The 17,826-nt window shown below is 65.5% G+C and carries 17 protein-coding genes; 16 read left to right on the top strand and 1 reads right to left on the bottom strand.

Annotated features, from left to right (window positions below; all coding sequences use genetic code 11):
• The first annotated feature begins 46 nt into the window (after positions 1 to 46).
• The 9 genes from rpoE (at position 47) to recO (ending at position 9,051) form a co-directional block, all read left to right on the top strand.
• Positions 47 to 667, top strand: a complete 621-nt coding sequence (gene rpoE, locus ACCQ03_RS11700; protein ID WP_017155600.1) for an RNA polymerase sigma factor RpoE — start codon at positions 47 to 49, stop codon at positions 665 to 667.
• The gene (locus tag ACCQ03_RS11695; protein WP_057677982.1) at positions 664 to 1,557 is read left to right on the top strand and encodes a sigma-E factor negative regulatory protein; all 894 of its coding nucleotides are present in this window, start codon (positions 664 to 666) and stop codon (positions 1,555 to 1,557) included. Before rpoE ends, ACCQ03_RS11695 begins: the two co-directional genes overlap by 4 nt.
• A gap of 108 nt (positions 1,558 to 1,665) precedes the next feature.
• Positions 1,666 to 3,243, top strand: coding sequence for a DegQ family serine endoprotease (locus ACCQ03_RS11690; RefSeq protein WP_057677983.1), 1,578 nt, complete (start codon positions 1,666 to 1,668; stop codon positions 3,241 to 3,243).
• A gap of 193 nt (positions 3,244 to 3,436) precedes the next feature.
• Positions 3,437 to 5,227, top strand: a complete 1,791-nt coding sequence (gene lepA / locus ACCQ03_RS11685; protein WP_057677984.1) for a translation elongation factor 4 — start codon at positions 3,437 to 3,439, stop codon at positions 5,225 to 5,227.
• A gap of 97 nt (positions 5,228 to 5,324) precedes the next feature.
• Positions 5,325 to 6,125: a signal peptidase I gene (gene lepB / locus ACCQ03_RS11680; protein ID WP_007970507.1), complete on the top strand. Its 801-nt coding sequence runs from the start codon at positions 5,325 to 5,327 to the stop codon at positions 6,123 to 6,125.
• The gene (locus ACCQ03_RS11675) at positions 6,126 to 6,533 is read left to right on the top strand and encodes a DUF4845 domain-containing protein (RefSeq protein WP_081022815.1); all 408 of its coding nucleotides are present in this window, start codon (positions 6,126 to 6,128) and stop codon (positions 6,531 to 6,533) included.
• The gene (rnc, locus tag ACCQ03_RS11670) at positions 6,523 to 7,203 is read left to right on the top strand and encodes a ribonuclease III (protein ID WP_017155605.1); all 681 of its coding nucleotides are present in this window, start codon (positions 6,523 to 6,525) and stop codon (positions 7,201 to 7,203) included. The genes ACCQ03_RS11675 and rnc overlap by 11 nt, the downstream gene beginning before the upstream one ends.
• Positions 7,200 to 8,099 (top strand): GTPase Era, encoded by a 900-nt coding sequence (gene era / locus ACCQ03_RS11665; RefSeq protein WP_057677986.1) that lies wholly within the window; start codon positions 7,200 to 7,202, stop codon positions 8,097 to 8,099. Before rnc ends, era begins: the two co-directional genes overlap by 4 nt.
• A gap of 229 nt (positions 8,100 to 8,328) precedes the next feature.
• Positions 8,329 to 9,051 (top strand): DNA repair protein RecO, encoded by a 723-nt coding sequence (gene recO, locus ACCQ03_RS11660; protein WP_150145714.1) that lies wholly within the window; start codon positions 8,329 to 8,331, stop codon positions 9,049 to 9,051.
• 402 nt (positions 9,052 to 9,453) lie between these two features.
• Here the strand turns inward: recO and ACCQ03_RS11655 are convergent, their stop codons facing one another.
• Positions 9,454 to 10,176 carry an Hpt domain-containing response regulator gene (locus ACCQ03_RS11655; protein ID WP_008574276.1) on the bottom strand — a complete coding sequence of 241 codons (723 nt, stop codon included), beginning with the start codon at positions 10,174 to 10,176 and terminating at the stop codon, positions 9,454 to 9,456.
• A gap of 158 nt (positions 10,177 to 10,334) precedes the next feature.
• Here ACCQ03_RS11655 and rlmD point away from each other — a divergent pair, with 158 nt between their 5' ends.
• From rlmD to ACCQ03_RS11620, 7 genes are all read left to right on the top strand, one after another.
• Entirely contained in the window at positions 10,335 to 11,669 is a 1,335-nt protein-coding gene (rlmD, locus tag ACCQ03_RS11650) for a 23S rRNA (uracil(1939)-C(5))-methyltransferase RlmD (RefSeq protein WP_209225396.1), read from the top strand.
• A 207-nt stretch (positions 11,670 to 11,876) separates the two neighbouring features.
• Positions 11,877 to 12,374, top strand: coding sequence for a CYTH domain-containing protein (locus tag ACCQ03_RS11645; RefSeq protein ID WP_057677987.1), 498 nt, complete (start codon positions 11,877 to 11,879; stop codon positions 12,372 to 12,374).
• 217 nt (positions 12,375 to 12,591) lie between these two features.
• On the top strand, positions 12,592 to 13,275 hold the full coding sequence (locus ACCQ03_RS11640; RefSeq protein ID WP_057677988.1) for a DsbA family oxidoreductase: 684 nt from the start codon (positions 12,592 to 12,594) through the stop codon (positions 13,273 to 13,275).
• Positions 13,276 to 13,291: 16 nt separating this feature from the next.
• Positions 13,292 to 14,326, top strand: a complete 1,035-nt coding sequence (locus tag ACCQ03_RS11635; protein WP_057677989.1) for an NAD(P)/FAD-dependent oxidoreductase — start codon at positions 13,292 to 13,294, stop codon at positions 14,324 to 14,326.
• 180 nt (positions 14,327 to 14,506) lie between these two features.
• Positions 14,507 to 16,084, top strand: a complete 1,578-nt coding sequence (locus tag ACCQ03_RS11630; protein WP_244663993.1) for a cryptochrome/photolyase family protein — start codon at positions 14,507 to 14,509, stop codon at positions 16,082 to 16,084.
• A gap of 107 nt (positions 16,085 to 16,191) precedes the next feature.
• Positions 16,192 to 17,196: a beta-N-acetylhexosaminidase gene (gene nagZ / locus ACCQ03_RS11625; protein WP_150145716.1), complete on the top strand. Its 1,005-nt coding sequence runs from the start codon at positions 16,192 to 16,194 to the stop codon at positions 17,194 to 17,196.
• A complete protein-coding gene (locus ACCQ03_RS11620; RefSeq protein ID WP_057677992.1) occupies positions 17,196 to 17,750 on the top strand; it encodes a hypoxanthine-guanine phosphoribosyltransferase in 555 nt (184 codons plus the stop codon). The genes nagZ and ACCQ03_RS11620 overlap by 1 nt, the downstream gene beginning before the upstream one ends.
• Positions 17,751 to 17,826 lie beyond the last annotated feature (76 nt).

Below are 17,826 nucleotides of genomic sequence, written 5' to 3'. Positions count from 1 at the left end.
GGTCTCATTGCCCGACTTCGGTGGGCTGACAGGAGTGCGGCCCGATATGGCCGAAGTCGATACACCTCAGGAGCTGGACCTGGAACTGGTCCGGCGTGTGCAGCGCGGCGAAGGTGCGGCGTTCGATGTACTGGTGCGCAAATACCAGCATCGGATCGTTGCGTTGATCGGGCGCTACATCGCCGACTGGAGCGAATGCCAGGACGTTGCCCAGGACACGTTTGTGCGCGCGTATCGCGCCATCAACAGTTTTCGTGGCGACGCCCAGTTCTATACCTGGCTGCACCGCATTGCCGTCAACACTGCCAAGAACCATCTGGTTGCGCACAACCGCCGCCCGCCCACCGACGACATCGAGATCAGCGATGCCGAACAATTCGATGGAGCGACCCGGTTGCGCGACACCGATACCCCGGAGCGTGAATTGATGCGACAGGAGCTGGAACAAACGGTGATGCGTGCGGTCCAAGCGCTACCGGAAGAACTTCGGTTGGCCATCACCCTGCGCGAGGTGGAGGGCCTGAGCTACGACGAAATCGCGCAAAAGATGGATTGCCCGATCGGAACGGTGCGCTCGCGCATCTTCCGGGCGCGCGAGGCCATCGACATCGAGCTGCGGCCTCTGCTGGAGACCGAAAGCGCTACCCGTGAGCGACACCGCGTATGAACCAGAACCCTGCCATGTCCACCACCGACAAGTTCGAACTTCACTATCGCCAGCAGCTGTCCGCGCTGGTCGACGGCGAGTTGAGCGCCGACGAGTCGCGCTTCCTGTTGCGCCGTCTGGCCCACGACGAAGAATTGGCCGGCTGCCACGAGCGCTGGCAGTTGTGCGGCGATGTGCTGCGCGGTGCGGCCAGTGCGCCCGCTCCGCTGGATTTCGCGGCGCGTGTGCGCAGTGCCATTGCCGCCGAGCCGGCACCGCAAGCCCAGCCTGCGGCCCGCCCGGGCGCTCGTTGGCGCTGGGGCGGTGGCGCAGCGATTGCCGCCTCGGTCGCGGCGGTTGCCTTGTTCCTGGCACGCGAGCGCCTGCCCGACACTGCCCCGCCCGCTGCTCAGACCCCCGTCTATGCCAGCACTGCGCAGCTTCCGCCTGCCTCGCAGACCCCGCAGGTGCCTGTGGCACCCAAGTCGCCGGCCGCACCGGCGCCGGGGACGCCGGATCAGGTGGCCGCGCTTGCTGCTGCCGTGCCTGCCGCTGCGCTGGCCTCTACTCGCCGCGGCGCGGCAACCCGCAATCAGCAAGTCGCACGCAACGCCGCCGCGCGTCAGCAACAGGCGCCGACCCGCATGGTCGCTGCGGCAGCACCGGCTTCCACGGGGGCCGCATCTGCGGTTGCGGCGACACCGTCCAACCCGTTCACGCATCCGGATACCACGCTGCAGGCACGTCCGTGGCCGCGCGCGGCCTTGTCCGGGGCTGGCGAAAGCTCGCTCAATGCCAGTTTCCGCCAGAGCCGACCCGGCACGGCGTTCTATCCGTTCGAGCCCGCGCCACAGGCAGTGACCAGTCCGGCGTCGAATCGGCCGGCACCGGCGCAGGCCCCGCAGGACTGACCCTGTCGCCGGCCTTCACCCGTTCGGCAATCTCCCTTCCGTTATCGTGCCGGGCCCGTGTCGCCACGCGGGTCTGGCCCCTGTCGCCCTGCCATCGGAGGCAACCTGATGAACCATCGCATCCGCACCCAGATGTTCGGCCTGATCGCCATGACCCTGCCGTTGGCCGCCTGCGCGCAGCAGCCCGCACCCGCTGCCAAGGACCTCGCCCCGATCGCCGCCAACCGCAGTGCCACGCCGGCGCCGCAGCTGGTGGCGGGGCTGCCGGACTTCACCAATCTGGTCGAGCAGGTCGGCCCGGGCGTGGTCAATATCGAAACCACCATCACCCGCAAGGATGCCATGGCGCGTCAGCAGCGCAGCGGCCCGGGTGGCCGTGGCGGCGGTGCGATGCCTGATGACGATCAGATGCCGGAATTCTTCCGCCGCTTCTTCGGGCCGGATTTCCAGATGCCGGGCGGGCCGCGGCAGGGGCCTGGCGGCGGCGATGACGACGGCGGCATCGCCGGCAAGTCGATGGGCTCGGGCTTCATCATTTCGGCCGACGGCTACGTCCTGACCAACCACCACGTGGTCGATGGCGCCAGCGAAGTGACCGTCAAGCTCACCGACCGCCGCGAGTTCAAGGCCAAGGTGGTGGGGAGCGATGAGCAATACGACGTGGCGCTGCTGAAGATCGAGGCCAAGGGCCTTCCGACCGTGCGCCTGGGCGATTCCAACACGCTCAAGCCGGGGCAGTGGGTGGTGGCGATCGGCTCGCCGTTCGGCCTGGACCACTCGGTCACTGCCGGCATCGTCAGTGCCACCGGGCGCAGCAATCCGTACGCCGACCAGCGCTACGTGCCCTTCATCCAGACCGACGTGGCGATCAACCAGGGCAATTCCGGTGGCCCGCTGCTCAATACGCGTGGCGAGGTGGTCGGCATCAATTCGCAGATCTTCTCCGCGTCCGGCGGTTACATGGGCATCAGTTTCGCCATTCCGATCGACCTGGCCTTCAGCGCGGCAGAGCAGATCAAGGCCACCGGCCACGTAAGTCGCGGCATGCTGGGCGTGCAGGTCGGTCCGATCGACTCGCTCAAGGCGCAAGGCCTGGGCTTGCCGGATAGCCGTGGTGCCCTGGTCAACGATATTCCGGCCGGCAGCCCGGCAGCCAAGGCCGGTGTCGAAGTGGGCGACGTGATCCGCGCGGTCAACGGCAAGCCGATCGATGTCGCCAGCGATCTGCCGCCCATGATCGGGCTGATGGCGCCCGGCACCAAGGTGACCCTGGATGTCTTGCGCGACGGCAAGCCGCGCAAGGTGACGGTCACGCTGGCCCCACTGCAGGACGGCGGCGAGAACGCTGCGCCGCGCACCGCCGCCGATGAGGCTAAGCCCGGCGCCCCGGCGAGCGTGGAATTGCTCGGCCTGCAAGTGGCCGATCTCACCGCTTCCGAGCGTAGCCGCTTGGGCCTGGAAGCGGGCGAGGGCGTGCGCATTGCCGCGGTCACCGGTGCGGCGGCACGCAGCACCCAGCCCCCGCTGTCGCCGGGCCTGATCATCGCCCGCGTCGGCCGTACCAAGGTCGGCAGCGTCGCCGAACTCAACCGCGCGCTATCCAGCTACAAGAAGGGCGACGTGATCATGCTGCTGGTGACCGACGGCAAGGCGACCAGCTACGTGGCCTTGAAGGCCGGCGGCTAAGGGCGGGAATGGAGAATCGGGAATCGAGAATGGCAAGAGCAGGAGCGTCTCCGCGAGCCGAGAGCTCACCTGGCTTTTCCGATTCCCCACTCCCGATTCCCAATTCCCGGCCCCAAGGGGGCCGAGCGTGCGATAATGCTGCGTTACCCTGACGACGGCTGCGCCGGCGCCCACCTCAATGTCCTCTGATTCAATGCGGAACATCCGCAATTTCTCCATCATTGCCCACGTCGACCACGGCAAATCCACCCTGGCCGACCGCATCATCCAGCTGTGCGGCGGCCTGCAGGCGCGCGAGATGGAAGCCCAGGTGCTCGACTCCAATCCGATCGAGCGCGAACGCGGCATCACCATCAAGGCGCAGTCGGTGTCCCTGCCATACACGGCCAAGGACGGGCAGACCTACCATCTGAATTTCATCGATACCCCCGGGCACGTCGACTTCTCCTACGAAGTCAGCCGCTCGCTAGCTGCCTGCGAAGGTGCGCTGCTGGTGGTGGATGCCGCGCAGGGCGTGGAAGCGCAGTCGGTGGCCAACTGCTACACGGCAGTGGAGCAGGGGCTGGAAGTGGTGCCGGTGCTCAACAAGATCGACCTGCCCACCGCCGATGTCGACCGCGCCAAGGCCGAGATCGAAGCGGTGATCGGCATCGATGCCGAAGACGCGGTGGCGGTGAGTGCCAAGACCGGCCTGAACATCGATCTGGTGCTGGAGGCGATCGTGCATCGCATTCCGCCGCCGAAGCCGCGCGATACCGACAAGCTGCAGGCGCTGATCATCGATTCCTGGTTCGACAACTACCTGGGCGTGGTGTCGCTGGTGCGCGTGATGCAGGGCGAGATCAAGCCCGGGAGCAAGATCCTGGTGATGTCCACCGGGCGCACCCATCTGGTGGACAAGGTCGGCGTATTCACCCCCAAGCGCAAGGAGCTGCCTGCACTCGGCGCCGGCGAAGTGGGTTGGATCAACGCGTCCATCAAGGACGTGCATGGCGCCCCGGTCGGCGACACCCTGACCCTGGCCGGCGATCCGGCGCCGCATGCCTTGCCCGGCTTCCAGGAAATGCAGCCGCGCGTGTTCGCCGGCCTGTTCCCGGTCGATGCGGAGGATTACCCGGACCTGCGCGAAGCGCTCGACAAGCTGCGCCTGAACGACGCCGCGCTGCGCTTCGAGCCGGAAAGCTCCGAAGCGATGGGCTTTGGTTTCCGCTGCGGCTTTTTGGGCATGCTGCACATGGAAATCGTGCAGGAGCGCCTGGAGCGCGAATACAACCTGGACCTGATCAGCACCGCGCCCACCGTGGTGTATGAAGTGCTCAAGACCGATGGCACGATCGTCAACATGGACAACCCGGCCAAGTTGCCGCAGTTGAACCTGGTGCAGGAAATCCGCGAGCCCATCATTCGCGCCAATGTCCTCACGCCCGAGGAGTACATCGGCAACATCATCAAGCTGTGCGAAGAAAAGCGCGGCACGCAGATCGGCATCAATTACCTGGGCAGCCAGGTGCAGATCAGCTACGAGCTGCCGATGGCCGAGGTGGTGCTGGACTTCTTCGACAAGCTCAAGTCGGTCAGCCGTGGCTATGCCTCGCTGGATTACCACTTCGTGCGGTTCGATGCCGGCCCGTTCGTGCGCGTGGACGTGCTGATCAACGGCGACAAGGTCGATGCGTTGTCGTTGATCGTGCACCGCAGCCACGCCGATCGTCGTGGCCGCGAGCTGTGCGAAAAGATGAAGGATCTGATTCCGCGGCAGATGTTCGACGTGGCGATTCAGGCCGCGATCGGCTCGCAGATCATCTCGCGCTCCACGGTCAAGGCGATGCGCAAGAACGTGCTGGCCAAGTGCTATGGTGGCGACGTTTCGCGCAAGAAAAAGCTGCTGGAGAAGCAGAAAGAAGGCAAGAAACGCATGAAGCAGGTCGGCCGCGTGGAGATTCCGCAGGAGGCCTTCCTGGCTGTCCTGCAGATGGATAAGTAGCTGGGAATGGTGAATCGGGAATCGTAAGAGCGCGAGTGCTCCTGCTGTTCCGATTCCCCATTCTCGATTCTCGATTCCCTTTCCGAAAGGAACATCAATGAAATGGTTTGAAATCATCCTGGTTGTCCTGACGCTGGGCAGCGGCTTCATCTGGCTGCTGGACAAGCTGTTTCTGGCCAAGCGCCGTGCGGCGAGGGCCGGGTTGCTGGACAGCGAGCCGGCGATCATCGATTACTCGCGCGCCTTTTTCCCGGTGCTGGCGGTGGTGCTGATCCTGCGCAGCTTCGTGGCCGAGCCGTACAAGATCCCATCCAGTTCGATGATGCCCAACCTGCTGATCGGCGATTTCATCCTGGTCAACAAGTTCGCCTACGGCTTCCGCCTGCCGATCACCAATACCAAGTTCATTCCCACCGGCGAGCCCAAGCGCGGCGACGTGGTGGTGTTCAAGCCGCCGCACGCGCCGGACCAGAACTGGATCAAGCGCGTGGTGGGCCTGCCGGGCGACAAGATCGGCTTCCACGGCGATACGCTGTACATCAACGACAAACCGATGCATTACACGGTCAAGGGCGAGTACATCGGCAAGGGCAAGGGCGCCGAGATGACCGGCACCACGCTGCTGGTCGAGGACCTGCCAGGCCGCACGCATACCGTGCTGGAATGGCTGGACCGCAACATGCCGGCCGGCCAGGGCGACTGGACCGTGCCGGCGGACAGCTATTTCGTGATGGGGGATAATCGCGACAACAGCGAGGACAGCCGGTTCTGGACCCAAACGCACTTTCTGCCGGAAGCCAATCTGCGCGGCAAGGCGTTCCTGATCTGGCTCAATTGCGAAGGATGGTTCTGCAAGGGGAGTTTCGATCCATCGCGGATCGGGACTGGAATCCAGTAAATGCACGCACGGCGTGCCAGGGGAAGCACAATGAAGCGCAAGCAAAGCGGTATGACGTTGACGTCGTTCGTGGTGGTGCTGGCGGTGGTGGGGTTCGGTTTGTACATCGGGATGAAGCTGTTTCCGATGTACCAGGAGTACTACGCGGTGCGTACGTCGATGAAGGGCTTGGCAAATGAAGCAGGCACTTCCGACTTGGATCCGTCCAAGTTGCAGGACATGTTCTTCAAGCGCCTGTACATCAACTATTCTGAAAATGTAAAAAGAGAAGACGTCAAGTTCGAGCGGATCGAAGGCGGCTGGCGCATGAAGGTCAACTACGAAGTCCGTCGCGAGCTGGTTGGCAATCTGGATGTGGTCGGCAAGTTCGATACGGCACAGGATCTGACGAAGCGCGGTGTCGAATAGAACCTTCCAACGCGGTGATCCGATCGGGCACGCATTCGCCGATCCGGCTCTGCTCGCCCAGGCGCTGCGGCATCGCAGCGCCGGGACACCGCATAACGAGCGACTGGAATTCCTCGGCGACGGCATCGTCAACCTGCTGATCGCTGAGGCGCTGTATCAACGGTGGCCCAAGGCCGATGAAGGCGCATTGACCCGTGCACGTGCCGAACTCGTGCGCGAAGGTGCGCTGGCCGTGATCGGACGTACGTTGAATCTCGGCGAGCGCCTCACGCTGGGCCCAGGCGAGTTGAAGTCCGGTGGTCACCGGCGCGATTCGATCCTGGCCGATGCGGTCGAAGCGATCGTCGCGGCCATCTATCTGGACTGCGGTTTCGAGCGTTGCCGTGCAGTGGTGCTGCCGTGGTTCGAAGCCTCGCTGGCGGCATTGCCGGTGGGCAAGGCAGAAAAGGATCCCAAGACCCGGCTGCAGGAATGGCTGCAAGCGCGGCAACTGCCGCTGCCCCATTACGCGCTGATCAGCGAGAGCGGCGACGAGCATGCCAAGCAGTTCCACGTCGCCTGCATTCTGGAGCAGCCCGTCGCCCGCGCCGAGGGTCAGGGCACCTCGCGTCGCCTCGCAGAGCAACAGGCGGCGACTCTTGTCATCGCACAACTGGATTCAAACACGTGAGCGAAACCTCTTCCCCCCACCGCAGCGGTAGCGTTGCGGTGATCGGCCGGCCCAACGTCGGCAAGTCCACCCTGACCAACGCCCTGGTCGGCGCGAAGGTCAGCATCGTCTCCAACCGGCCGCAGACCACGCGTCATCGGTTGCTGGGCATCGCCACCTTCCCGGAAGGGCAGCTGGTGCTAGTCGACACCCCGGGCCTGCACCGCGAGCAGAAGCGCGCAATGAACCGGGTGATGAATCGCGCCGCGCGCGGCTCGCTCGAGGGCGTGGACGCGGCGGTCTTGGTGATCGAAGCCGGCCGCTGGGACGAGGAAGACACGCTGGCGTTCCGCGTGCTCAGCGACGCCAGCGTGCCGGTGGTGCTGGTGGTCAACAAGGTCGACCGGCTCAAGGACAAGACCGCGTTGTTTCCGTTCCTGGCCCAGGTCAGCGAGGGGCGCACCTTCGCCGCCGTGCATCCGGTGTCCGCGCTCAAGCGCAAGGGCTTGGAGGCATTGGTCGGCGACCTGCTCAAGCTGGTGCCCGAGGCCGAGGCGATGTTCGGCGAAGACGAGATTACCGACCGCAGCCAGCGCTTTTTGGCCGGCGAACTGGTGCGTGAGCAGCTCATGCGTCAGCTCGGCGAAGAGCTGCCGTACGCCACCACCGTCGAGATCGAGCGCTTTGCCGAAGATGGCGCGCTACTGCGCATCGGTGCGGTGATCTGGGTCGAGCGCGAAGGCCAGAAGGCCATCGTGATCGGCAAGGGCGGCACCCGTTTGAAAGAAATCGGTGGCAAGGCGCGCCTGCAGATGGAGCGCCTGTTCGGTGCCAAGGTGTTCCTGGAAACCTGGGTGCGCGTGCGCGAAGGCTGGTCGGACGACGAGGCTGCGCTGAAGGCATTCGGCTACGAATGAGGCCGGGAAGGCCGCGACTGGGAACCCGGGACCGGCGACCCGGGAGCTGGGTCAGGCAGTTGGTCGGCATGCTGTCGGGAAGACGTTTTTTCGCATGTTTCAACGTCGCGTGCGGCGATGACGGCAGTGGCTCGGCTCCCTGTCGCCGCGCCGCGCTGCGCGGCGACGGCCGATCCGGCGCTTTTTCCGAGGCCCCGGTTCAGCATCCCCAATCCTGGCTTTGCCTGCCGTGCTGATCGAGCACGCGCGCGGATTTGTGCTGCACGTACGGGCCTGGCGCGAGACCAGCCTGCTGGTGGAAGTGCTGACCGAGCAACATGGGCGGGTGGGACTGCTGGCGCGCGGTGTGCAGGGGCCACGCAAGCAGGCGCTGCGCGCGGCCTTGCAGCCCTTGCAGCTGATCCAGTTCAGTGCCGTGCAGCGCGGCGAGCTGGCCCAACTGCGCCAGGCCGAAGCGCTGGATACCGCGCCGCGGCTGGTCGGCGACACCATGCTGGCCGGTTTCTATATCAACGAATTGCTGCTGCGCCTGGCCCCGCGTAACGATCCGGTGCCTGAACTTTATGCCTGTTATGCGCAGGCACGTGCCCACCTTGCGTCCGATCTGCCGTTGGCGTGGGGGCTGCGCCGGTTCGAGCGCGACGTGCTGGAAGGGCTGGGGTTCGCCTTCGATCTGCAGCACGACAGCGACGGGCAACCGATCAACCCGGCAGCGCGGTACCGGCTGGATCCGCAGGAGGGCGCCTTGCGTGTGTTGAGCGAACGGCTAGCCCAGGATCGCCGCGAAACCGTCACCGGTGCGGCGCTGCTGGCGCTCGGCGAAGACGTCATGCCGGATGCGGACGACATGCCCGGCCTGCGCCGCAGCATGCGCGGCGTGCTGTTGCATCATCTGGGCGGGCGTGGCCTGAAATCCTGGGAAATGCTCGAGGACCTCGCGCGCCGTCGTTGATGGCGCGGAGTGCTGAAGGTGCATGCGTGATTAGCGCTGGACAAAAGTCCAGCAGCGACCGGCGATAGCACGGCGCAGCAGCGAATTGAGCGAAGCGGGTGCTCGGAGAACCGACAGGCAGTACCTGCGCCCGTTGGTCTAGAAAGCCATTCAGCCTACCCCAGCCCACGAGCGCTCCTCTCGTCACCGACGTGGACCGGGCGAGCAGCAACGGCATACGCCTGCGTCGAGCCTGGCGCTCCTCCAGGCAGTCAATCGCCGGCAACTGGAGCCGGTGCCACCTGCAATACGCAGCTCGATCGGCAAGACGACGATGCATCGGCCGCGGCGCCGAGCCGGAAGCGCACCGCCGCCGACGCCTGGCCCACCACGTCTGGCAAGGAGGTGCTGCGGTTGGTTCGCTCAGTGCAGCAACGCAGCCACCGCCGCATGGAACTGGGTGCGTGCGGTGCGCGAGTGCGGGTCGCCGCGCAGCAGGCGCACTGCGCCGGCAAGCCGCGCTGCGCCGACGAAGCCACAGCTGGCCTGCAATCGATGAAGATGGCTGCGTAATGCCTGTTCGTCGCTGATCTGCAAGGCCGAATCCACCGCATCCCGGGTGCCCGGCAGCTCGGCCAGGAACAACTCGCGCAAGGCATTAAGATGGTGCTGCTGGCCGTTGAGCGCACTCAGCGCTGCGGTCTCGTCCCAGTCGCTGGCGGCGATGTCCAGCACGCCCACCGGGGCCACGCTGTAGCGACCGCGTGCCAGGCCGCGCCGCACCGCCTGCAGCAGGCGCTCGGAGGTCAGCGGTTTGACCAGCATTTCCAGAAACCCGTCCGATTGCAGGCTGTGCTGCATCGACATGGTGGCGTCGGCGGTGTGCGCCAGTGCTGGCACGTCCGGATGCAGCAGGCGCAATGCACGCAGTAGCCCGCTACCGGTGCCATCGGGAAGGTTGACGTCGATCAGCCAGAGGTCGTGGCGACGTTCGCGCGCGCGGTCGAGTGCGGAAGAAAGGGAATCGGCGCAGTCGACCGTGGCCGGAAGACTTTCAAGGACAGCCTGTAAGAATCCGCGGCTGATCGGGTCGTCTTCCACCAGCAGTAGGCGTGGGTGGGGTTCCTGGCGTGTGGCCATGTTCATGCTGCCTCCATGTCAGCGATGCCGCGTCCTGATTTGTCGCGCGCAGCGGAAGTTTGCCTGTGTTTGTGGGGCGCGACAATTGTTGCGCCGACCGGCGCGGCCTCCATCGGTCGCATCTGCGACAATACGCACCCTTTTTGCCCGCAGCTTGTCGCCACGTGGCCAGAACCAGAAACCGTCTCGACCGTACCCCCTTCCAGACCGCGGTCACCGACCTGAGCCATGACGGCCGCGGGGTTGCCCGCCGCGACGGCGAGGGCGGCAAGGTCACCTTCATCAGCGGCGCCTTGCCGGGCGAGTTGGTGCGCGCCGAACCCACCGCCCGCAGTCGGCATTTCGATGAGGCCAAGACCGTGGAGGTGCTGGAGGCATCGCCGCAACGGGTCACCCCGCGCTGCCCGCACTTTGGCGTCTGCGCGGGCTGCGTGTTGCAGCATCTGGAGGAGTCGCAGCAGATCGTGGCCAAACAGCGCGTGCTGATGGACAACCTGGAACGTATCGGTCACGTCACTCCGCAAGCCGTGCTGCCCGCGCTGACCGGCGACAACTGGGGGTATCGGCGCAAGGGCAGGTTCTCGGTGCGTCGCGTCGAGAAGAAGGACAAGACCTTGGTCGGCTTTCGTGAGCTCGACCCGCGGTTCGTGGCCGACTTGTCCGTCTGCTACACGGTGATTCCGCAGATCGGCGAGAAGATTCCCTTGCTTGCCGCGCTGATCGAAGGCATGGACGGCAAGCGCGACATTCCGCAGATCGAATTCATCGCCGGCGACGATGCGGTGGCCTTGACCATCAGACATATGCAGCCGCTCAGCGAGCGCGACCGCCAGGCTTGGGTCGCCTTCGCCCAGGAGCACGGCTTTGCGGTTTTCCTGCAGCCAGGCGGGGTGGACAGCGTGCATCCGCTGTGGCCGCAGGACGTGCCGCTCTCGTTCCGCTTGCCGCAATGGGATGTGGAATTGGCGTTCCGGCCGCTGGACTTCATCCAGGTCAACGCGTCGCTCAATCAGAAAATGATCGCGCATGCAGTCGCGCTGCTGGAGGCCAAGCCCGACGACCGCGTGCTGGACCTGTTCTGCGGCCTGGGCAACTTCACCCTGCCGCTGGCACGCGTGGTGCGCGAGGTGGTGGGTGTGGAAGGCGATGCCGGACTTGTGGCAAGGGCGAAGGAGAACGCCCAGCGCAATGGCCTGGACAATGCGCAGTTCTACGCCGCCGATCTGACCCAGGATCAGCGCAGCGCACCCTGGATGCGCCAGGGCTTCGACAAGCTGTTGTTGGATCCGCCACGCTCTGGCGCGTTGGAAGTACTGCAGCAGCTGCCGTTGAAGACGTTCGAGCGCATCGTCTATGTGAGCTGCCACCCCGGCTCGCTGGCGCGCGACGCCGGCTGTCTGGTCAACGAGCAGGGCTTCACGCTGGTCTGCGCGGGCGCGATGGACATGTTCCCGCACACCGCCCATGTGGAAAGCATTGCGGTGTTTGAGAGGCGGTGATTCGGGATTGGGCATTGGGCATTGGCGAAAGCGAACACCTTCGCTCTACGTCGCAACTGTCGTTTCGCGCATGTCGCTCGCTATTGCGTTCGGATTCGACTGCAATCTGTGGATTGATAAGATCTGACGTCACTGGCACTGGCACTGGCACTGGCACTGGCACTGGCTCCTGCTTCAACCAATCCCCACTCCCGAATCCCCAATCCCATGCCTCTAGAAATCGAACGCAAATTCCTGGTCACCGGCGATGGCTGGCGCAACGCCGCGCATGCGGTGATTCCGATGGCGCAGGGCTATCTCAACGATCAGGCGGCGCTGCGCAGTGGGACGCAAAATGCCTCGGTACGGGTGCGGATCCAGGGCGAAAGTGCGTTTCTCAATCTGAAATCGCGCGAGGTGGGGCATACGCGTCAGGAGTTCGAATATCCGATTCCACTGGCCGATGCACGCGCATTGCTGGCGCTGTGCGTTGGCGGCCTGATCGACAAACGCCGTCATCTGGTCGCCTACCAGGGGCATGTGTGGGAAGTGGATGAATTCCTCGGCGACAACGCCGGTCTGATCGTGGCCGAAATCGAGCTTGAACGCGCCGACGACGCATTCGCCACGCCGGAATGGGTCGGGACCGAAGTCACCGACGACGTGCGCTATTACAACCTGGCCCTGGCCTCGCATCCATTCAAGCAGTGGAAAGAGGCTTTGTGAGTCGGGATTTGGATTTGCAAAGGCAGGCGCGCAGCTCGGTGCCTTGAAGGCCTGATACGGGAGTTAGGATGGGCGATGCGTAAAAACAGATCGGTGCGCGACACCAGGCCGCCTAGCAGCGCTTAATCACCGCTCCCCCATTCGGCATCGGCAAACACTTCGCGATTGCATTATCCCGTCTATGCTTTGCCCATCCCCAAGAAACGAATCCCAGCTCATGCGCATCGACATCTGGTCCGACGTAGTGTGTCCCTGGTGCTGGATCGGCAAACGCCGTTTCCAGGCCGCCCTTGCGGCACTTGGCGCGCAGGCGCCGGCCTTGGACATTCATTACCACGCGTTCCAGCTTGACCCAGATGCCGGCCTGGAGCCGACGCCCTTGCGCGAGGCCCTGGCGTCGAAGTTCGGCGGTACGGCACGGGTCGAACAGATCCTGGGGCAGACCCAGGCCACTGCGCAGGCGGAAGGCTTGCCGCTGGACTTCGGCCGTGGGCAGGTGCAGGTCAGCACGCTGCGTGCGCATCGTGTGATCTGGCTGGCCAGCCACGAGGGCAATGTGGACGCGGTCATGGAAGCGCTGTTCCATGCGCATTTTGCCGAAGGCCAAAACGTGGGTGCGACCGACACGCTGGTGCGTGCCGGCGAGGCCGGCGGCCTTACGGCGGCGCGTGTGCAGGCGATGCTGGAATCGGACGAAGGCACCGTCGAGGTACAAGCGCAGCTAGCGCAGGCCGCCGCGTTGGGCATCCGTGCGGTGCCCAGCTTTGTGATCGACGGCCGCGCGCTGATCCAGGGCGCGCAGCCGCCGGAGAGTTTTGCGCAGGCGCTGCTGCAGTTGGCGGCCGAATCGACGCCAGTGGGCGGGCCCGATGCCTGCGGGCCTGACGGCTGCGCGGTGTGACCCGCATGCCTGCCGCATGCACCGGCACGTGCGCGATGGCATGACGCCGCCCGGGCGCGCGCAGACGATCGCCGTGATCGGCGCCGGGTTGGCCGGCTTGGCCTGCGCGCAGCAGCTGCAGGCGGCAGGCCATGCAGTGACGGTGTTCGATCAGGCCAAGACCCCGGGCGGTCGCATGCGCCACTACGGGGCCAAGCAGTGGCAATGCGATCACGGAGCGCAGTATTTCACCGCGCGCGGTCCTGCATTTGCAGCGGTCGTGGATGCCTGGATCGATGCCGGTATCGCCGCGCCCTGGCAGGCGCGTATCGCAAGCTGGGATGGCGCGCAGTTGCGCCGATCCCAGAGTGTACTGACGCGCTACGTGGGTGTTCCTGGGATGGCCGCGCCGGCGCGTGCGCTTGCTGTGCAGTTGGATGTTCGCCTGTGTGCCCAGGTGCGCGCGCTGCAGCGCCGCCGAACGGGTTGGCGCCTGTCGGTATTGCAAGACGCTGCAGAGCATCTGTTCGATACGGTGGTGCTGGCCGTCCCGGCGCCGAGTGCGGCTGCGTTACTCGGACAGGTTGCGCCTGCGCTGGCAACGATTGCCGAGCAGGTGCGCATGCAGCCTGCGTGGGCGGTGATGGCACACTTCGATGCGCCCATCGATCCGGGCTATGACGCGCTGTTCGTCAATGCCGGCCCGTTGCGCTGGGTGGCGCGCAACGCCAGCAAGCCTGCGCGTGTGGGGGCGGAGACCTGGCTGCTGCATGCAACGGCCGAGTGGAGCCAGGTGCATTGCGATGCCCAGCCTGGGCAGGTCATCGCCAGCCTCGTTCCGGAACTTGCTGCGCTCGGTTTGCCGATGCCGCAGTCTTGCGATGCGTTTTTCTGGGAAGTGGCCAGCAGCGACCCCGCATTGCAACTCGGCTGCGTCTGGGATGCGCCGCTGGGCTTGGGGATGTGTGGCGACTGGTTGGCCGGCGGCAAGGTGGAGGGCGCATGGCAGAGCGCAATGGCGTTGGCCCGGCGCGTGTGTGCGGGCGATGTGCCGCACAGCGTCTGCGACTGACGCTGTGCCAAGCGGTGCAGAACTAAAGGGTAGTGCAGTGCAAGTCCATACCGCGGTCATGGCAGTCGTTCGTGCATGCGTCCGCGTCGACCCGAGGATGTTTCTCGCGTCTAAGGCGCGCCCATGCGCCTCCTTGGCATGGACGCGCCCATGCGCCCCGCATCATCGGGCGCCACTGTGATGCATGATTCCAGCGCACTTATCGCGCAAACCAATCCGCAGACGCCGGCGCAGACGCTGCGCTTGATCCTGGGCGACCAGCTCAATCCGCAGCACAGCTGGTTCGCCACGCGCGATGCGGGGGTGGTCTATGTGTTGATGGAAGTGCGGCAGGAAACCGACTACGTACTGCATCACGCGCAGAAGGTCCTGGCGATCTTCGCGGCCATGCGCGCGTTCGCCGCAGGCTTGCGGCGTGCAGGGCATCGGGTGCGCTATGTGACGATCGACAACGCCAGCAACCGGCAGTCGATCCCGCACAACCTCGAGGCATTGATGGCGCATTACCGCGCCGACCATCTGGAGTACCAGTCCCCGGACGAATGGCGGCTGGACGAAGCACTACAGCACTGGAGCGCCGCGCAACCCTTTGCCACGCGCATGGTCGACAGCGAACATTTCCTGACCGTGCGCAACGAAGTCGCCGCCTGTTTTCGCACTGGCAGCCCATGGCGCATGGAAGTGTTTTATCGGCGTATGCGGCGCCAGCATCGCATCCTGCTCGATGCAGCAGGCGAGCCGGAAGGTGGGAGCTGGAACTTCGACCACGACAACCGTGCGCCGTGGCCGGGCCACCCGCCTGTCCCCCAGGATTGGCGCACGACCCACGATCACAGCGCGCTGTGGCACACGATCCAAGCCGCCGGCGTGCGCAGCTTTGGCGCACCGAACGCGCAAGCCCTGCCATGGCCGCTGGATCGCGACGAAGCCTTGCAGCATCTGGACGCTTTCATCGCGCATGCATTGCCCAATTTCGGCCGCTTTGAAGATGCGATGAGCACGCGTAACCCGCGCCTGTTCCATTCGCTGCTCTCGTTCGCGCTCAACGTCAAGATGCTGCACCCGCACGAGGTGATTGCGCGCGCCGAAGCTGCATGGCGGCAAGGGCATGCGCCGTTGGCGGCGGTGGAAGGCTTCATCCGGCAGATTCTGGGCTGGCGCGAGTACGTGCGCGGCGTGTACTGGTCGCAGATGCCCGGCTACGCGGAATCGAATCGTCTCGACCAGCATGCGCCGCTGCCGCACTGGTTCTGGGACGGGCAGATCGGCATGCGCTGCCTGGCCGATGCGGTCGGCAATTCTTTGGCCAACGCGCATGCGCATCACATCCAGCGGCTGATGGTGATCGGCAATTTTGCGCTGCTGGCGGGGCTGGATCCGCAGGCCCTGCATCGCTGGTATCTGGGCGTTTACATCGACGCCTTCGAGTGGGTGGAGCTGCCCAATACGGTGGGCATGAGCCAGTTCGCCGATGGCGGCCTGCTCGGCAGCAAGCCGTATATCAGCGGCGCGGCCTACATCGATCGCATGAGCGATTACTGCGGTGGTTGCCGGTACCAACGCAAGTTGCGGGTCGGCCCGAACGCCTGCCCCTACAACGCGCTGTATTGGGATTTCCTGCAGCGCCAGCGCCCGCTGTTGGGCGCCAACGAACGCCTGGCGCTGCCGTACCGCCAGCTCGACGGGATGGCGCCCGAAGTGTTGGCACAGGTGCAGGCCCAGGCCGCGCATTGGCGCGCCCACCTCGAGGGGCTGTAAGTCTGCCGGCAGTGCCCGCAGCTGAATGCGCGATCTGACGCTGCCACGCGCATCTGCGACAATGCCGCGCTGCGCCACCATGGCGCCTGGCCCGGGAGTCCCCCAACATGCTTCTGATCGGCGTTGCCGGTACCGAACTCAGCGCACAGGAACGCGAATGGCTGCAGCACGATGCGGTTGCCGGCGTGGTGCTGTTCAAGCGCAACTTCGCCTCGCGCACCCAGGTGGCCGAGCTGTCGGCCGCCATTCGCGCCGCCGCGCCGCGCCCGGTGCTGATCTGCGTGGACCAGGAAGGCGGGCGCGTGCAGCGGTTTCGCGAAGGATTCAGCGCGCTGGCGCCGTTGCAAAGCTTCGGTGCGCAGTACGAGCAGGACCCGGAGTCTGCACTGGCCGCGGCGCGCGCGCATGCGCAGTTGATGGCCAGCGAGGTCCGCGCCAGCGGCGTGGACCTGAGCTTTGCGCCGGTGGTAGACCTGGGCCGCGGCAACCGCGCCATCGGCGATCGCGCCTTCAGCGACGACCCGCAGATCGTGGCCACCTTCACGCGTGCCTATGTGCAGGCGCTGCACGGCGCCGGCATGGCCGCCACGCTCAAGCATTTCCCCGGGCACGGCACCGTGCTGGAAGATACCCACGTCGATCACGCCAGCGACCCACGGCCGCTGGAGGTGCTGCAGGCCGAAGACCTGGTGCCGTTCGTGGCGGGCATCGAGGCCGGCGCCGACGCCGTGATGATGGCGCACGTGGTCTACCCGCAGGTCGCGCCGGAGCCGGCCGGCTATTCGCAGCGCTGGATCGAGCAGATCCTGCGCGGCCAGATGGGCTTCCGCGGGGTGGTCTTTTCCGACGACATCGGCATGGCCGCCTCCTTCAGTGCCGGCGGCGTGGCGGGCCGGGTGCATGCGCATCTGGATGCCGGCTGCGACGTGGTGCTGGTGTGCCACCCGGAGCTGGTCGCCGAATCGCTGCAGGCCGTGCAGGGCCGCAGCCTCAATACCGCTGCATTGATCGGCCTGATCGGCCGTGGCGGACTGGGCTGGGATGGCCTGCTCGCCGGCACCGACGCCTCATTCACCACTCCTCCTTCTGCCCATTTCGGAACAACTGCCTGATGTCCACGCTCACCATTTCCCAGGCCCTGGCCCAAGCCGATCTGCTGGTCGACCGTCCCGCCATCGATGCCGCCGTTGCCACCATCGCCGATGCGATCGCACGCGACTACGCCGGCGAAGTGCCGGTGTACCTCACCATCATGCACGGTGCGCTGCCGTTCTCGGGCCAGCTTGCGCTTGAGCTGGGCGCACGCGGGCAGGACCTGCAATTCGATTACCTGCATGCCACCCGGTACCGCGGCGAAACCATCGGCGGCGAACTGGTATGGAAGCACCGTCCGGCCACCGCATTGTTCGGTCGCCGCGTGATCCTGGTCGACGACATTCTCGACGAGGGCTACACGCTGCAGGGCGTGCGCCAGTGGTGCCTGGAACAGGGCGCCACCGACGTGCGCGTGGCGGTGTTGACCGTCAAGCGGCACGACCGTTGCGTGCCGGGCGTAAGCGCCGATTATGTGGGCGTGGAAGTGCCCGACCGTTACGTGTTCGGCTTCGGCATGGACGTCAACGAGCAGCTGCGCGGTATTCCTGCCATCTATGCGATGAAGCCGTAACGCTGCAAATCCATGCCCGCATCGTTGCGGGCAGCTCGGCGCGCACGCGTGCGCTCCCCATTATGTCTTTCGCTGC

The sequence above is a fragment of the Xanthomonas sp. NCPPB 3569 genome, assembly GCF_041475645.2.
In the GTDB taxonomy this organism is placed as follows: domain Bacteria; phylum Pseudomonadota; class Gammaproteobacteria; order Xanthomonadales; family Xanthomonadaceae; genus Xanthomonas; species Xanthomonas phaseoli.
The sequence above is the reverse complement of the archived record's forward strand: the minus strand, read 5'-3'. Positions and strand labels throughout refer to the sequence as shown.

Excerpts from the sequence above, each read along its gene's own strand:
- rpoE (WP_017155600.1), top strand. The coding sequence starts at position 47 with ATGGCCGAAGTCGATACACCTCAGGAGCTGGACCTGGAACTGGTCCGG.
- ACCQ03_RS11695 (WP_057677982.1), top strand. The coding sequence starts at position 664 with ATGAACCAGAACCCTGCCATGTCCACCACCGACAAGTTCGAACTTCAC.
- ACCQ03_RS11690 (WP_057677983.1), top strand. The coding sequence starts at position 1,666 with ATGAACCATCGCATCCGCACCCAGATGTTCGGCCTGATCGCCATGACC.
- lepA (WP_057677984.1), top strand. The coding sequence starts at position 3,437 with ATGCGGAACATCCGCAATTTCTCCATCATTGCCCACGTCGACCACGGC.
- lepB (WP_007970507.1), top strand. The coding sequence starts at position 5,325 with ATGAAATGGTTTGAAATCATCCTGGTTGTCCTGACGCTGGGCAGCGGC.
- ACCQ03_RS11675 (WP_081022815.1), top strand. The coding sequence starts at position 6,126 with ATGCACGCACGGCGTGCCAGGGGAAGCACAATGAAGCGCAAGCAAAGC.
- ACCQ03_RS11655 (WP_008574276.1), bottom strand. The coding sequence starts at position 10,176 with ATGAACATGGCCACACGCCAGGAACCCCACCCACGCCTACTGCTGGTG.
- ACCQ03_RS11645 (WP_057677987.1), top strand. The coding sequence starts at position 11,877 with ATGCCTCTAGAAATCGAACGCAAATTCCTGGTCACCGGCGATGGCTGG.
- ACCQ03_RS11640 (WP_057677988.1), top strand. The coding sequence starts at position 12,592 with ATGCGCATCGACATCTGGTCCGACGTAGTGTGTCCCTGGTGCTGGATC.
- ACCQ03_RS11635 (WP_057677989.1), top strand. The coding sequence starts at position 13,292 with ATGCACCGGCACGTGCGCGATGGCATGACGCCGCCCGGGCGCGCGCAG.
- ACCQ03_RS11630 (WP_244663993.1), top strand. The coding sequence starts at position 14,507 with ATGCATGATTCCAGCGCACTTATCGCGCAAACCAATCCGCAGACGCCG.
- nagZ (WP_150145716.1), top strand. The coding sequence starts at position 16,192 with ATGCTTCTGATCGGCGTTGCCGGTACCGAACTCAGCGCACAGGAACGC.
- ACCQ03_RS11620 (WP_057677992.1), top strand. The coding sequence starts at position 17,196 with ATGTCCACGCTCACCATTTCCCAGGCCCTGGCCCAAGCCGATCTGCTG.